The sequence below is a fragment of the Cryobacterium ruanii genome, assembly GCF_004404055.1.
Classification (GTDB): Bacteria; Actinomycetota; Actinomycetes; order Actinomycetales; family Microbacteriaceae; genus Cryobacterium; species Cryobacterium ruanii.
Map to the genome: position 1 here is coordinate 78,279 of NZ_SOHK01000024.1, position 15,498 is coordinate 93,776.

Sequence of the window (15,498 nt, forward strand, 5' to 3'; positions counted from 1 at the left end):
CGCACGAGACAATGAGACTATGAGCACCATATTTCCCCGAGTGGGCAAAAAGTCGCTCGGCTACAACGTCGGCCAGGTCGAAACGTTCCTGGCTGCGGCCCGCCGCGACTACGACCAGCCGGACCAGCAGGACCACACCGCTGACGATGACCTCGACGCCGATACCGGAGTCGCGGCATCCGTCGACGAGATCGCCTCCGACACCGACTCCGCCACCCCTGTGGCGTCGACGCCCGACGACGAAGAGGGCACCGACGCCATCCAGGCCATCGTCGCGGAGAAGGCCGAGGCCGAAGGGGGCCGCAGCGGGCTTGCCTTGACGGCCGAAGGCATCCGTCATACCGCCTTTGCAATGCACAAGGGCGGATACTCACCCGAACACGTTGATGCGGCCCTCGAACGACTAGAAGACGCCTTTGCGGCCCGGGAACGTTTTCAGGCGACCCACGCCGGGGGAGAACAGGCGTGGATGGCGGAAGCCGAGAGCACCGCCGATGTGCTCGTTGCCCGGCTCAGCCGCGCGGCCGGTCACCGTTTCACGCGCGCGAGCGTGTTGGCGGTCGGCTACAGGCGAGTGGATGTTGATCGTCTCGCCAGCAAACTGGTCAAGTATTTTCAAGATGGTCGTGAGCTCACGGTCGATGAGGTTCGGACCGCCGTTTTTCGCCCTGAACGGGGCGGATACCGGGAAGCGCAGGTGGACCTCGTGCTGGACAGTGTCGTCGACGTCATGCTCGCGGTTCGCTGATTTGAACACCGTTACTTGGCTGTTATCAAAATTGTCGGCTAGGGTCGTATGTTGATGGGTAGGCATCTGAAGGCAATCGACACCGTACCGGCCGCGTCACGGCCATTCGTTCGTCGTACCCGGTCCAGGGTGAAGCCGGCGCACTTTTTGTTTGGATTCACCGCCGCCTGCGCTTTCGTGCTCGTCACCGTGGTCGATCCGTACTCGGGCGCGACGGCGTCTCCGTACTTTCAAATTGCCGGCAGCACGGCCGATGATGGTCCGGCCCAGGTCGTACTCGTGGCCGACGGTTATACCAACACCATCACTCGCGATGGCTACGCCGTGACCGAGAAGCCCAAGCCGGCTCCCGTCGTGGTCGCCGTGGAGAAGAAGCAGAGCTTCACGGCCCCGTCCGCAGCCGTGCCCGATCCGGGCTCGGCCCAGGCGTATGCCTACGACGCCGTTGCGGCTCGAGGGTGGGGCGAAGACCAGTACAGCTGCCTCGTCTCGCTCTGGCAGAAGGAGTCCGGTTGGCGCGTCAACGCCGAGAACAGCTCGAGTGGGGCATATGGAATTCCGCAGGCCCTCCCCGGCTCCAAAATGGCGACCGCTGGCGATGATTGGGCCACGAACGCCGGCACGCAGATCGAGTGGGGCCTTGGCTATATCACGGGCCGCTACGGCACGCCGTGCGGGGCGTGGGGCAAATCCCAGGCTTCGGGCTGGTACTAGGGCAGGTTCTCGAAGCCCGCGGGTGCCGGGCTTCGAGCCCGCACTTTAGACTGGAACCATGGCGCGCAGCAATCGACCCCGAGGCCGCAAAGCCCAGCAGCCGTCCGAGAACGACGAAGCCGGTGACCTGAGCCACTTGCTTTCGGGGTGGCGTCGCAGTGAAGTCCGGCGTGACGGGCTGTGGCACGTGCAGCCGGTTCCCGCCAAGCAGGCGGTTAAGACCTACCTGTGCCCCGGGTGTGCACTCGATATCGTGCCTGGCGTCGCACACATCGTCACGTGGCGTGGCGACGGGGTGCTCGGTGACGCCGCTGACCTTTCCAACCGGCGGCACTGGCACTTGCACTGTTGGAGGATCAAGTGACCATCGACCCCGAGATCCCAGGAGAACCCATGACCGCCTCGGTCGACATTCGCGGCGGCATCGAATTGCCCGCCACCATCGAGCACATCGAACTGCACACCAGCGACGGGCTCACCCTGGTGGGCGAACTGGCAACCCCGGTGGGGCGGGCGCCGGTCGCGACGCTCGTGACGCTGCATCCGCTGCCCACTGCCGGTGGCTTCATGGATTCGCACATTCTGCGGAAGGCCGCGAACCGGCTGCCCGCCCTCGCCGACCTGGCCGTGCTGCGGTTCAACACCCGCGGCACCGCCTCGCCGCGCGGCACGAGCGACGGCGGCTTCGGCCACGGATTGACCGAGCGGGCCGATGTCGCCGCGGCGATGGCCTTCGTCGCCGAGCGTCAGCTGCCCAACCCATGGCTGGTCGGCTGGTCGTTCGGCACCGAACTCGCCCTCAAATACGGGCTGGAACATGCCATTCGTGGGGCCATCCTGCTGTCACCGCCGCTGCACCGCACCACCAACGAGGAACTGGCGGCCTGGGCCGGAAACGAACGCTCCCTGGTGGCTCTTATTCCCGAGTTCGACGATTACCTGCGACCGGATGCTGCCCGCCTGCGGTTTGCGAGTGTGCCCGACCTGCGCCTGGTCGCGGTCGAGGGCGGCAAACACCTGTGGGTCGGCGAGAACCTGACTCGTCGGGTGCTGACCGAAATCGTAGCCACCGTCAACCCTGGCGCGTTGCCGCTGCCGACCGAGTGGACGGCGCCGCTGCCCGATCCTTCCTGACGCGCGCTCTCGGCCTCAGAGCTCGTTCTGGCGGGGGATGACGACCTGTTTGACGATCATGATGACCGAGGCGGCGACCGGGATGGCGATCAGGGCGCCGAGGATGCCGAGCAGGTTGCCTCCGGCCAGGGCCGCGATCACGACGACGGCGCCGGGCACGGAGACGGCCCGGTTCATAATGTTTGGGCTGAGCACGTAGGCCTCGACCTGCATGTAGATGAGGTAGTAGATCGCCGCGGCCAGGGCCGTCTGCGGTGAACTGCCGATTTCGGGGATCAGGCAGGTCAGCACGATGATGACCGAACCCGTAATGGTACCGATAAGCGGAATCAGCGACAGCAGGAAGGCGATGAAGGCGAGCAGGGCCGGAAACGGGGCTCCGATGATCGATAGGAAGATGAAACTCAGCACGCCGTTCACGGAGGCCAGCGAGGCCTGCCCCACGATGTAACGACCGACGGCCGTGGTGATCTGCTCACTGATATCGGTGAATCGTTCGCGTTTGGACGCCGGAACCAGCTGGTAGGTGGCACGCTTCATGTTGTTCAGCGAGGCCGTGAAGTAGAGCGTGAGGATCAGGATGATGAGGGCGCCGAACAGTCCGTTGACGAAGGCGAGCCCCGACTGCACGATGGTGGTCGTGATGTTGGTCAGGTTTCCGCCAAGAAAATTGGTGATGGTCTTGGTGATCTCCCCGATTTCGAGGCCGGGGAACTGTTTTTGTAGATCGCTCAGAAAGGTCGAGCTGTTCACCGCCTTGACCAGGTCGGGAATAAGCGTGGACAGCTTGGACACCTGGTCGACGATGATGGGAACAATTGCAAAGATCACCGCGGTCAGCACGCCGAGCACAGCGGCTACTACGGTCAGGATGGCGGCCCAGCGCGGAAACTTCTTCTTTTCCAGCCAGGAGACGGCCGGATCGAGGCCGAGCGCGATGAAAAGTGCCGCACCGACGTAAACGATGATCGTCTGCAGGGTGATCACCGAGGTAATGATCAGCAGGCCCAGCCCGACACCCAGGGTTCCGACGAGTCCGAACCGGAAGGCATTCTGAATTTTCACTTGGAGTCTCCAGGCGTAGGGAATTACTCGGCTGCGACCCGTTCTGCCTGGGTCAAAACGCTGCGGAGGCTCTCAAAATATCCGGCCACGGCGTCGCGCTCAATCCTAATCTGCGACAACCGGTCTTCGGCGTCGGCGACGACGGTACGTGAGCGTGTCGTGGCGTCTGTCACGAGGGCGGTGGCGGTGGCGTGGGCATCGCTGAGAATGCGCTCGGCGTTCTCCTCGGCGAGTTCCTTGTTCGCCTTGGCCTCCTCGCGGGCACCCGTGTCGAGCTGCTCGTTGAGGGCGCGCAACTCGGCGGTGCGCTCGGTCGTCTCGGTCAGCTGCCTGGCGGCATCGGCTTGGAATTTCTGCGTCTGCGCCACGGCCTCCTGATGACGGGCCAGGTGCCCCTGCTCGGCCTCGTCGCGGCGCGCTTTCAGCTCGACATCGAAGTCGGCGCGGGTCTGGTCGATCTCCCGGGCCAGGCGGCTCGCCTCGTGCTCGCCTTTCTTCCGGGTGGCGGTGAGCTGGTTCTCCAGATCGATGCGGGACTGCTCCGCCTCGGCCTCAGCGTCGATGCGGGCCTGCTCGTTCTCGCGCGCGAGGTCGGCGCCGGCCTGCTCCACCTCGGCGGCCAGGGCGGCACGGGCCTGCTCGATCTCACGGGCCAGGCCGGCGCGCTTGCGCTCGAGTTCACGAGTGAGGTCGGTCTGGGCCTGCTCCCGTTCAACTTCGGTCACCGCGTGGGCCTGTTCGATTTCGCGGGCCAGATCGATGCGACCCTGCTCCACCTCGGCGGCGAGCAGTGTGCGGGCCTGGTCGGTTTCGTGGGCGCCGGCCAGCCGCGCCTGTTCGGTCTCCCGGGCCAGATCTACTCGGGCCTGCTCGGTCTCGGCCGCGAGATCGACGCGGGCCTGGTCGGTTTCGCGCTGCAGGTCGGCGCGCTGCTGGTCGAGTTCCAGGGCAACTTCGGCGCGGGTGAGTTCGGTCTCGTGGGTCAGGCCGGCCGCGATTTCACGGGCCTCGGTGGCCTCCCGCTGGGCGACAACGCGTACCTCGGCGGCTTCCCGATCGGCTTCAGAGCGGATGGCCGCCACCTCACGCTTGACGGTGGCCCGCGCTTCGGCGGCTTCGGTGGCGACAGCGCCGCGAATCAGCGAGGCGTCACGAACCGCGTCCTGGGTGATCTGGGCCTGCTCGTCCTGCGTGCGGGCGCGCAGGTCATCCGCTTCAACGCGAACGTCATCGAGCACTCGACGCGCCTTGACGGCGGCATCGGACAGGGTTCGTTCGGCCTGCTCGATGGCGTTCTGGCGGAGCAGTTGTACCTCTTCGTTGGTCGCGGCGCGCAGCTTCTCGGAGTCGATATCGGCCTGAGCGATGACACGGGTGGACTGTTCCTCGGCGACGCGGAGGGTGTTCTCAAGCTTGGTGCCGAGACCGGAGAACGTGGGGCTCCCGACCTCTTCGATCTCAGCGTTGAGATCGTCGATGCGACCGGTGAGACGCTTGACCTCACGGCTGGCTTCAGCATTCTGGGTGTTCGCCTGAATCAGTTCGCGTCGCAGCGACTGGATGGCCTTGGCGACCTCGTCCTTGTCATAGCCGCGAAATACCTGGGTGAAATCAGCTTCGTCGTCAGACACGTGTGCTCCTTAGAGATGGGCCCCGGCCCTCGATGGATCATGCATGACGGGACAACGCAATTTTAGGGGGTTTTGCCCCGCCCCGTACGCGTCCCCTTCTAGAGTGGCCCTTGACCGCTATTTGGTACCTCTCAGGAGAACGCAGTAACGTAGAAGGTCTGTGTCTGAACAGCTTCAGGCACGTGAATCAGCCAGAGTGACTGATCAGTACCGAGCGGCAACCGCTGAAGGGTGATACGTGCGTTTTGTTCTTGCCATCGTGGCCTTTGTCGTTGCTGCCGTGATGATCGTTCTCGGCATCGCGCAGCGCACAATCTTGCTCGAGCCCGCCTTCACCTCGCTCGGCTCGACCGTGGCCGGTGACACGAAATACACCGTGATCGATTCGAGCGCCCTCGCGGCCTCGCCGGGTAGCCAGACGATCAACGTGCGCGGTGACGGCCCTATCTTTCTCGCCTACGGGCGTTCCGACGACGTGGCCGCCTGGGTCGGCACGGATGCGTTTGCCACCGTCGGCCTCAGCGACGAGACCGGTGAGCTCACCTCGACCATCACCGAGGCCGGCGTTTCTGACGAGCCGCCGAGTGACGCGACAACAACGGATGCCGAACCATCGGTTGAAACCGCCACGATTGTGAATCCGGCCGGCTCCGACCTCTGGCTCGACGAATACAGCGGTGCCCGATCCCTGACGACCACGCTGAACCTGCCTGCTGGCATTTCGGTGCTCGTCGCCTCGGACGGGATCGAACCTGCGCCCGCGAGCATCCGTTTGTCGTGGGCGTCGGACAACTCCACCCCGTGGGCCGGCCCGCTTTTCGCCGGCGGTGCCCTGTTGCTGCTGGCCGGCCTCGTGCTGTATCTGCTGGCTCTGCTGCACCTGCGTCGCTCGCGGCGGCCCCGCCGCAACATTCCGCGCGGTCCGCGCATGCCCCGTTTGCCGCGCGCGCCACGGCCGAAGGCGATCAAGGCGAGCCAGATCACCACGTCGCGGCGGGGAATCACCCGCCGGGTGGCGATTATCCCCATGGTTTTGGTCTCCGGCTTGGCCCTGAGCGGGTGTTCAGCGGACCTGTGGCCGAACTTCAGCACGGCCGGCACCGTGACCGCGACCCCCACCCCAACTCCCCAGTTGACCGATTCGGTGGAGGCCGCCGCCGAGTTGCCGCCGCCCGCCGTGACCGTTTCCCAGCTGGAAACGATCATGAGCGAAATCTCGTTGCTCAGCGCCGACGCCGATGTCACGCTCAACGCGGAGACCCTGGCGACGCGATTCACCGGACCGGCCCTGGAGCAACGCCTCGCGAACTACAAGATTCGTGCCGTCGATCCGGCGGTGTCCCCGCTCGTCGCCCTGCCCGGCGCCCCGCTCACCCTCACCCTGCCGCAGCAGACTAACTCCTGGCCGCGGGTGGTCATGACCGTCATCCAGGACGAGAACGATCCGAGCATTCCGACGATGGCTGTCATGCTCAAGCAGGAATCTCCCCGCAGCAACTACCAGGTGGACTACCTGTTCGCACTGGAGCAGTCGGCGCACGTGCCGAAGGTGGCCCCGGCCATCGTCGGTGCCCCCGCCATCGCCCCGGATAACAAGCTCCTCGTGCTGCCGCCGGATCAGCTGGCTGCTGCCTACGCGGACATTCTGGTGCAGGGCGAAGCGAGCCCCTCGTACGGCTTGTTCGAGAGCGACGGGGACAACTTCCGGATTCAGGTTGCCGATCTCAACGCCGCCAAGAGCGCCGCCCTGCCGTCGACCGCGTCGATCGCGTTTGCGGCCGCCGCGGGCAGCGATGAGGCCGTAGCTCTGGCCACCAACGACTCTGGCAGCATCGTGGCCGTCAGCATGACGGAGACCGAAACGGTCAAACCCGTCGATGCCGGTGCCACGGTAGGCCCCGCAGCGGATGCCCTCGCCACCAAGGCGCTCTCCGGCATCACCACCACGGCCAAGGGCTTTCAAAACACCTACCGCGACCAACTGCTGTTCTACGTGCCTACGGCCGGTTCCAGCGAAAAAATCGTGCTTCTGGGCTTCGCTCAGGGCCTCATCACATCGGCGGAGCTTCCATGACGAACATGCCCTTTTCCGGATCGAACCTGCGCGGAGCGGTCGACCTGTCCTCCCTCGTGAACCGTGCCCCGGCCGGCGCACCGACAGCCGCCAGAACCGGCGCACCCATCCCCGGTGCCCCCGTCGGCCCCGCAGCGGCGCCCAGCGGAGCCGTCACCGTTCCGAGCCTGGTCCTTGACGGCACGGACGCCAACTTCGGTGAGCTGCTCGAGCTGTCGTCCCGCGTTCCCGTGATCGTTGGGCTGTGGGCACCGTGGAGCGAGCCCTCCACCGCGCTCATGGCGGTGCTGGAGAAGCTCGTGACCGGGCTCTCCGGCCGGTTTGTGCTGGCCCGCGTCAACATCGACGCGAATCCGCAGCTCGCGCAGGCGTTCCAGGCCCAGTCGGTTCCGACGGTCGCAGCCGTCATCACCGGCCAGCCGGTGCAGCTCTTCAACGGCCCGCTCGCGGAGGAACAGATCGCCGACGTGCTCGGGCGTGTGCTTGAGCTTGCCGCGCAGCAGGGCGTGACGGGCACGGCCGAGGCCGCCGAGGTGGCCGCTGACGCCGAGCCGGTAGTAGTGGCCGACGAGCCGCTGCCGCCGCACCACCTCGAGGCCTTCGCGGCTATCGAAGCGGGCGATTATGCCACCGCGCAGAGCGAATACCGCACTGCCCTGGCTCAGAATCCGAACGACACCATGGCTGTGGCCGGACTGGCCCAGGTCAGCCTGCTCGCCCGGCTGCAGGGCAAGACCATCGACCAGATCCGCAACGGGGCGGCATCCGCTCCCGACGATCTCGACGCGCAGCTGCTGGTCGCCGACCTTGACCTGTCCGGCGGTCACATCGAGGACGCCTTCGACCGCCTGCTGAGCCTGTTCCCGGCGCAACCCGCCCCCGGCCGCAACACCATCCGTGAGCGCATCCTCGAGCTGTTCGAGGTCGTCGGCCAGGATGATCCCCGCGTCCCGCCGACTCGTTCGCGCCTAACCGCTCTCCTCTACTGAAGATCTAATTCGCTCTCGCGGGGGGTGTCAGCGGCGCAAGGCGCAACCACAGACCGGCGAGGGGCGGCAGGGTGAGGGTCGCGGAAGCCGGCCGCCCGGCCCAGGGCTCGTTGTAGGCCTCGACGCTTCCCTGGTTTCCCACGCCGGACCCGCCGAAGTCGGCGGCATCCGTGTTGAGAATCTCCTCCCACTGCCCGGCGAACGGCAGGCCGACGCGGTAGTCGGTGTGCGGCTGCCCGGCGAAGTTGAAGAAGCAGGCCACCGGAACGCCATGGTTGTCCCAGCGCAAAAACGACACGACGTTCTGGCTCGCGGCCCCGCCGTCGAGCAGTTCGAAGCCGCCCGGGTCGCTGTCGCGGCTCCACAGGCTCGCATTGTCGCGGTACACCCGGTTGAGCTGGCCGACGAGGTTGAACAGGCCGCGGTGCGCCGGCTGGTCGAGCATCCACCAGTCCAGTCCCCGTTCTTCGCTCCACTCCGAGCGCTGCCCGAACTCGCTGCCCATGAACAGAAGCTGCTTGCCGGGGTGCGCCCACATGAAGGCGAGATAGGCGCGCACGTTGGCGAGCTGCTGCCAGGAATCGCCGGGCATCTTCGAGACCAGGGAGCCCTTGCCGTGCACAACTTCATCGTGGCTGATCGGCAGCAGAAAATTTTCGCTGAACGCGTAGATGAACGAGAACGTGATGTCATTGTGATGGTATGAACGGTACATGGGGTCGACCTGCATGTACTCGAGCGAGTCGTGCATCCAGCCCATGTTCCACTTGAACCCGAAGCCGAGCCCGCCTCCGCTGGTCGGCGCCGTCACCCCGCCCCAGTTGGTCGATTCCTCGGCGATCATGATCGTGCCGGGATTGCGCTTGTACGCCGTCGCGGTAATCTCCTGCAGCAGGCTGATGGCCTCGAGGTTCTCGTTGCCGCCGTACTGGTTCGGCTCCCACTGGCCGTCTTCTCGGGAGTAGTCGAGGTAGAGCATCGACGCGACGGCGTCGACGCGCAGGGCGTCGATGTGAAATTCTTCGAGCCAGTACAGCGCGTTCGCGACTAGGAAGTTGCGCACCTGCATCTGGCCGAAGTCGAAGATGTAGGTGCCCCAGTCCATCTGCTCGCCACGACGCGGGTCCGGGTGCTCGTAGAGGGCCTGACCGTCGAAGCGGGCGAGGGCGAAGTCGTCCTTGGGGAAGTGGCCCGGTACCCAGTCCATGATCACACCAATGCCGGCCTGATGCAGTGAGTCGATCAGGTAGCGCAGGTCGTCGGGGGAGCCGAACCGGCTGGTCGGCGCATAGTAGCCGCTCACCTGGTATCCCCAGGAGCCGCCGAACGGATGCTCCGCGAGGGGCATGAATTCGACGTGGGTGAAGCTCAATTCCTGCAGGTACCCGACGAGTTCATCGGCCAGGTCGCGGTAGCCAAGGCCGGGCCGCCAGGATCCGACGTGCATTTCGTAGACGCTCATCGCCTGGTTGTGCGGATCGTTGGCCTTGCGGTTGGCCAGCCACGCGGCATCCTCCCAGTCGTAGTGCGATGCGGTGACGACCGACGCGGTCTGCGGTGGCACCTCGGCCAGCCGGGCGATCGGGTCTGCTTTCTCGACCCAGGCGCCGGACTGCGTGAGCAGCTGGAACTTGTATTTGGTGCCGAGTTCGAGGCCAGGGATGAACAGTTCCCAGACGCCGGTGCTGCCCATATTGCGCATGGCATGGGTCGTGCCGTTCCAGCCGTTGAAGTCGCCGATCACACGGGCGGCGCGAGCGTGCGGCGCCCAAACCGCGAAGGAGGTGCCGGTCGAGGCCGCCGCGACGCCCTGATGTTCCCGGTAGTGTGCGCCCAGGACGTCCCAGAGCCGTTCGTGGCGGCCTTCCCCGATCAGGTGCAGGTCCAGCTCGCCGAGCGTCGGGATGAAGCGGTAGGGATCATCGCAGATCCACGGCGGGGCGTCCTGGTAGCGCGCCTCGATTGTGTAGTCGGTGAGTCCGAGGGTACTTTCGCCCTGCCAGATGCCGTGCGCGAGGTGGGCCAGTTCCACATGAGCGCCGCTGGCCAGTATCGCGAAAACCTCGGTGGCGAGCGGCCGCAACGCTCGGATCATGACGAGCGGGTCGGTGACACCGGCCTGATGCGCGAGGTGCTGGCCGAGAATCTCGTGCGGGTTGTAGTAGTGGCCGGCGGCGACGGCCTCAAGAACATGGTCGGGAATCGGTGCCGGCTCGGTGGGGGCCACATGCTTCTGCGCCTTCGTGGACTGTGCTTTCAAGGACTGAGCCTTCTTGGAGTCGATGTTCTTTGCCTGACCCTTCTTATGCTTGCTCGAATGCTTCTTTTTCTTGTCTTTGTTCTTGTCACCGCTCATGCGCGGCCCGGATCGTGGGGGGTGACGTGCAGGATATGCACCGGCTCGGTGAAGGCATCGAGCCGCACGAAGTTGTCGGCCGACCAGGTCCAGGTGGCGCCCGACACGAGGTCATGCACGTCGAAGGTGTCACCGCGGGCAATGCCGAATCGGGTCACGTCGAGGTGCACGACCGTCTGGCGCACCGAGTGCGGGTCGACATTGGCGACGATGATGAGGGCATCCGCCTGGCCGGTGCCGGTGAACGCCGCCTCGAGGTACTTGCTATAGACGAGGATCGAATCGTCGTCGCTGGCGTGGATATCGAGGTTGCGCAGCTGGCCCAGCGCCGGGTGCTCGGATCGAATGCGGTTGAGCAGGGTGAGGTACGGCGCGAGCGACCGGCCGAGCTCCTCCGCCTTGCTCCAGTCGCGCGGCCGGTACTCGTATTTCTCGTTGTCGATGCTCTCTTCGGCACCCGGCCGGGCGACGTTCTCGAACAGGTCGAATCCGGCGTAGACCCCCCAGGTCGGCGCCGCCGTCGCGGCTAGGGCCGCCCGGATCTTGAACGCTGCCGGACCGCCGAACTGCAGGTATTCGGTGAGGATGTCGGGGGTGTTCACGAACAGGTTCGGGCGCAGAAAGTCGGGGGTATCGGTGGCGAGGCCGTCGAAGAACTCTTCGAGCTCCGTCTTCGTGTTGCGCCAGGTGAAGTAGGTGTACGACTGCTGGAAGCCGACCTTGCCGAGCGCCTGCATGAGGGCCGGACGGGTGAAAGCCTCGGCCAAGAACACCACGTCGGGGTCGGTGGCGTTGACCTCGGTGATGAGCCACTCCCAAAAGTCGAGTGGCTTGGTGTGCGGGTTGTCCACCCGGAACATGCGCACGCCGAGGCTGATCCAGTGGCGCAGCAGTCGCAGCGCCTCGGCACGGATGCCGGCGGGATCGTTGTCGAAATTGATCGGGTAGATGTCCTGATATTTTTTCGGCGGATTCTCGGCGTAGGCGATGGTTCCGTCGGGCAGGGTGGTGAACCATTCCGGGTGCTGCTGCACCCAGGGGTGATCGGGAGAGGCCTGTAGGGCGAAGTCGAGGGCGACCTCGATGCCGAGCGAGGCCGCTTTCTTCAGAAAGAACGTGAAGTCGGCGACGGTGCCGAGGTCGGGGTGGATGGCGTCGTGGCCGCCATCGGCGGAGCCGATCGCCCACGGCGACCCCGGGTCGCCCGGTGCGACCTCGAGCGAATTGTTCGGCCCCTTGCGAAAAGCCTGCCCGATCGGGTGGATCGGCGGCAGGTAGAGCACGTCGAAGCCCATGGCCGCAACGGCGGGCAGGCGCTTGGCCGCGGTGCGGAAGGTTCCGCTCTGCCAGCTTTCGTCGGCGCGGCGAACGGCGCCCTCCGAACGGGGGAAGAACTCGTACCACGAGCCAACTCCGGCCCTGGTGCGTTCGACGATGATCGTGCGTTCGGCTGAGAGCGAGGCCAGCCCGGCGAGGGGGTGGGCCGTGATGGCCTGCCGCAGCGCGGCATCCGCTACCGCCAGAAAACGTTCGCTTGCCGGCTTCTCCCGGTCGGCGAGCGTTTTCGCTGCCGCGAGGAACAGGCGGCGGGCGGCGAGCGGCCGGGTCTTGTCCAAGCCGGCCTTGCTGAGCAGGGTGCCGCCGATCTCGAACATGAGCTCAACGTCGATGCCCGCCGGTATCTTGATCGCGGCGTTGTGTTCCCAGGTGGCGAAGTCGTCGGCGTAGGCGCGCACGCGGTAAGTCCAACGGCCAGCAGTACCGAGCTGCGCCTTGGTACCGTAGCGGTCGGTTCCGTCAGCCAGCAGCGCCATGGCATGTCGCGTGGTGCTCGCGTCGGGCGCGGTGAGCTGCAGGTCGACCCCGATGAGGTCGTGCCCTTCGCGAAAAGCGGTCGCACCGAACGGCACCACCTCACCGACGAAAGCACGGGCCGGCCAGAGATTGTCGTTCAGCTGGGGGGAGAGGTCGAGAATGGGAATACGACCGATGGATGCTTCGGCGCCGCTCCCCGTCTCCCCGCTCGTGGACACGGTCGTCGGGGCACTGCTCGATGCTGTCGGCAGGTTCGTCTTATTTGCTGCTGTCTTAGCCACACCATGACCGTAGCGTGAAAGCGCGAGGATGGCCCCCGTCGTTCGTTCGGCTCGCCCAAGACCGGGAGATCTGGAGTTACGTGTTCGACTCGTGGCACCCCTAAGGTTGACCTCGTGAAGGCCATCCGCAAATTTACTGTCCGTGCCGTTCTCCCCGAGCCCCTCGCGGCTCTCGAGGAGCTTGCCGGCAATCTCCGCTGGTCGTGGCATGAGCCCACCCGGCAGCTGTTCGAGCGTATTGCCCCGGATTTGTGGCGCGAGATCGGCACCGACCCGGTCGCCCTGCTCGGCGCTGTCGACCCGCGCCGCCTCGACGAGCTCGCGCGTGACCACGACTACGTCGGCGAGGTCAACGCCACCCGCGACGGGCTGCGTGACTACCTCGAGCAGCCGCGCTGGTACCAGGGCCTCGAGGGTGAGAAGCCCGCAGCGATCGCCTACTTCTCACCGGAATTCGGTATCGCCGCGGCCTTGCCGCAGTACTCCGGCGGGCTCGGAATCCTTGCCGGTGACCACCTTAAGAGTGCCTCCGACCTCGGCCTGCCACTCGTCGGCGTTGGGCTGTTCTACCGTGCCGGGTACTTCAGCCAGGCCATCTCGCCCGACGGCTGGCAGATGGAAAGCTACCCACTGCTCGACCCCGACGGCCTGCCGCTCGCCGTGCTGCGCCGTGCAGACGGCTCGGCCGTGCAGGTCTCCCTCGCGCTCCCCGACGACCGCACGCTGCACGCCCGGGTCTGGCAGGCCAAGGTAGGCCGGGTGCGCCTGCTGCTGCTTGACGCTGACATTCCCGAAAACGCCGACGATCTTCGCCTGGTCACCGACCGCCTCTACGGCGGCGGTGGCGAACACCGACTGCTGCAGGAGCTGCTGCTTGGAATCGGCGGCGCCCGCGCGGTGAAACTGTGGAGCTCGCTGCACGGCTTGCCCGAGCCCGAGGTATTCCACACCAACGAGGGCCACGCCGGGTTCCTTGGCCTCGAACGCATCTCGAGCCTGATCGGCGAGGGCCTGAGCTTTCAGGAAGCGCTGCAGGTTGCCCGCGCCGGCACTGTCTTCACCACCCATACTCCCGTCGCCGCCGGCATCGACCGGTTTGAGCGTTCGCTGGTGCGCCGCTACTTCGGCACCGATCTGCTGCCCGGCGTCGACGTGGACGACCTGCTCGCGCTCGGCGCAGAAAGTTACGCCGGGGGCTCCTCCGAGGTGTTCAACATGGCCATCATGGGGTTGCGTCTTGGTCAGCACGCCAACGGCGTGTCGACCCTGCACGGCGAGGTCAGCCGTCGCATGTTCAACGGCCTGTGGCCGGGTTTTGATTCAGCGGATGTGCCGATCACGTCGATCACGAATGGTGTGCACGCTCAAAGTTGGACCGACCCGGCGCTCAAGAGCCTCGCGCAGGCCCAGCTCGGCACGAGCGACACCTCGATCGCCAATTGGGCCTCGAGCGAGGTGTCCGACCAGGACCTGTGGTCGGTGCGCGGGCAGATGCGCCTGCAGTTCGTCGAAGATGCCCGCCGCCGCGTGCTCAACGCCTGGCGCGACCAGAACCCGGGCGGCATCCCGCCGGCCTGGATCGGCCGGGTCTTCGACCCGAACGTGCTCACCATCGGGTTCGCCCGCCGCGTTCCCACCTATAAGCGCCTGACCCTGATGCTGCACGATCCTGAGCGCTTGCGTGCCCTCCTCCTTCACTCGGAGCGTCCGATTCAGATCGTCATCGCCGGCAAGTCACACCCCGCCGATGAGGAGGGCAAGCGGCTGATCCAGAAAATAGTGCAGTTCGCCGCCGACCCGGCCCTTCGTACTCGCATCGCATTTTTGCCCGACTACAACATTGCGATGGCTCAGCTGATGTATCCGGGAACGGATGTCTGGCTCAACAATCCGCTCCGTCCGCTTGAAGCCTGCGGAACGAGCGGTATGAAGGCGGCTCTCAACGGCGCGCTCAACCTGTCGATCCTCGACGGTTGGTGGCCGGAATACTATGACGGCAAGAACGGCTGGGCGATTCCGTCGTCCGATTCGGCTGGCGACCCAGCCGAACGCGACCGGCTTGAAGCCGAGGCGCTCTACGACCTGATCGAACACCAGGTAGCGCCGACGTTCTATGAACGCAACGCCGACGACGTTCCCGAACGCTGGGTATCCAATATCCGCCACACCCTGGCCACCCTGTCGCCGCAACTGTCCGCTGACCGCATGGTGAGAGAGTACGTGCAACGCTTGTACCGCCCGGCCGGGCACTACGAAGCGCTGATGTCGGCCAACAACTACCGTGCGGCCCGTGAACTGGCTGCGTGGAAGGGCCGGATCGTCTCAGCCTGGCCGCAGGTCGCGGTGACCCACGTCGAGTCGGGTGGTGTCTCGTCCGTGCCCGAAGTGGGCGATGACCTCCACCTTCGCGCGCACGTGCAGCTCGGCGGACTCGCGGCCGAGGACGTGACCGTCGAAGTCGTCTACGGCAAGAGCCTCAGCGGCGACGACCTGCGCGATGTGGCCATTCAGGCGCTCGAACCGGCACCGGTAAAGGAAACCCCGGCCGGCGGGGCCACGTTGTTCACGGGAACGGTTGAACTCGACCGGGCCGGAGCGTTCGGATACACCGTGCGTGTCGTGCCCCGGAACGACCTGCTCATCAGCCCGGCGGAAATGGGCCTGGTGGCCATCGCGAACTAGCCGGCGGGG

At 65.8% G+C, this 15,498-nt stretch carries 11 protein-coding genes; 7 read left to right on the top strand and 4 right to left on the bottom strand.

Features of this window, described 5'->3' with window-relative positions; all coding sequences use genetic code 11:
- The first annotated feature begins 19 nt into the window (after positions 1-19).
- The 4 genes from E3T47_RS15275 (at position 20) to E3T47_RS15290 (ending at position 2,596) form a co-directional block, all read left to right on the top strand.
- On the top strand, positions 20-748 hold the full coding sequence (locus E3T47_RS15275; RefSeq protein ID WP_134556895.1) for a DivIVA domain-containing protein: 729 nt from the start codon (positions 20-22) through the stop codon (positions 746-748).
- A 147-nt stretch (positions 749-895) separates the two neighbouring features.
- Positions 896-1,462: an aggregation-promoting factor C-terminal-like domain-containing protein gene (locus E3T47_RS15280; RefSeq protein ID WP_241982304.1), complete on the top strand. Its 567-nt coding sequence runs from the start codon at positions 896-898 to the stop codon at positions 1,460-1,462.
- Positions 1,463-1,520: 58 nt separating this feature from the next.
- The gene (locus E3T47_RS15285) at positions 1,521-1,826 is read left to right on the top strand and encodes a hypothetical protein (RefSeq protein ID WP_134556897.1); all 306 of its coding nucleotides are present in this window, start codon (positions 1,521-1,523) and stop codon (positions 1,824-1,826) included.
- Positions 1,827-1,855: 29 nt separating this feature from the next.
- Positions 1,856-2,596, top strand: coding sequence for an alpha/beta hydrolase (locus E3T47_RS15290; RefSeq protein ID WP_134556898.1), 741 nt, complete (start codon positions 1,856-1,858; stop codon positions 2,594-2,596).
- Positions 2,597-2,611: 15 nt separating this feature from the next.
- Here E3T47_RS15290 and E3T47_RS15295 read toward each other — a convergent pair whose 3' ends face one another.
- Both E3T47_RS15295 and E3T47_RS15300 read right to left on the bottom strand, forming a co-directional pair.
- Positions 2,612-3,661 carry an AI-2E family transporter gene (locus E3T47_RS15295; protein ID WP_134556899.1) on the bottom strand — a complete coding sequence of 350 codons (1,050 nt, stop codon included), beginning with the start codon at positions 3,659-3,661 and terminating at the stop codon, positions 2,612-2,614.
- Positions 3,662-3,684: 23 nt separating this feature from the next.
- Positions 3,685-5,292 (bottom strand): coiled-coil domain-containing protein, encoded by a 1,608-nt coding sequence (locus E3T47_RS15300; RefSeq protein WP_134556900.1) that lies wholly within the window; start codon positions 5,290-5,292, stop codon positions 3,685-3,687.
- A 238-nt stretch (positions 5,293-5,530) separates the two neighbouring features.
- Between E3T47_RS15300 and E3T47_RS15305 the strand changes: the two genes are divergently transcribed.
- Together E3T47_RS15305 and E3T47_RS15310 are read left to right on the top strand one after the other, a co-directional pair.
- Complete coding sequence (locus tag E3T47_RS15305; protein WP_134556901.1) at positions 5,531-7,366, top strand: DUF8094 domain-containing protein; 1,836 nt, start codon at positions 5,531-5,533, stop codon at positions 7,364-7,366.
- Entirely contained in the window at positions 7,363-8,355 is a 993-nt protein-coding gene (locus tag E3T47_RS15310; RefSeq protein WP_134556902.1) for a tetratricopeptide repeat protein, read from the top strand. Before E3T47_RS15305 ends, E3T47_RS15310 begins: the two co-directional genes overlap by 4 nt.
- A 4-nt stretch (positions 8,356-8,359) precedes the next feature.
- On the opposite strand, the gene glgB is transcribed toward E3T47_RS15310, so the two are convergent.
- Positions 8,360-10,711: a 1,4-alpha-glucan branching protein GlgB gene (gene glgB / locus E3T47_RS15315; protein WP_134556903.1), complete on the bottom strand. Its 2,352-nt coding sequence runs from the start codon at positions 10,709-10,711 to the stop codon at positions 8,360-8,362.
- Positions 10,708-12,807, bottom strand: coding sequence for an alpha-1,4-glucan--maltose-1-phosphate maltosyltransferase (locus E3T47_RS15320; RefSeq protein WP_422386506.1), 2,100 nt, complete (start codon positions 12,805-12,807; stop codon positions 10,708-10,710). The genes glgB and E3T47_RS15320 overlap by 4 nt, the downstream gene beginning before the upstream one ends.
- A 114-nt stretch (positions 12,808-12,921) precedes the next feature.
- On the opposite strand from E3T47_RS15320, the gene glgP reads away from it, so the two are divergent.
- Positions 12,922-15,489, top strand: a complete 2,568-nt coding sequence (gene glgP / locus E3T47_RS15325) for an alpha-glucan family phosphorylase (RefSeq protein ID WP_134556905.1) — start codon at positions 12,922-12,924, stop codon at positions 15,487-15,489.
- Positions 15,490-15,498 lie beyond the last annotated feature (9 nt).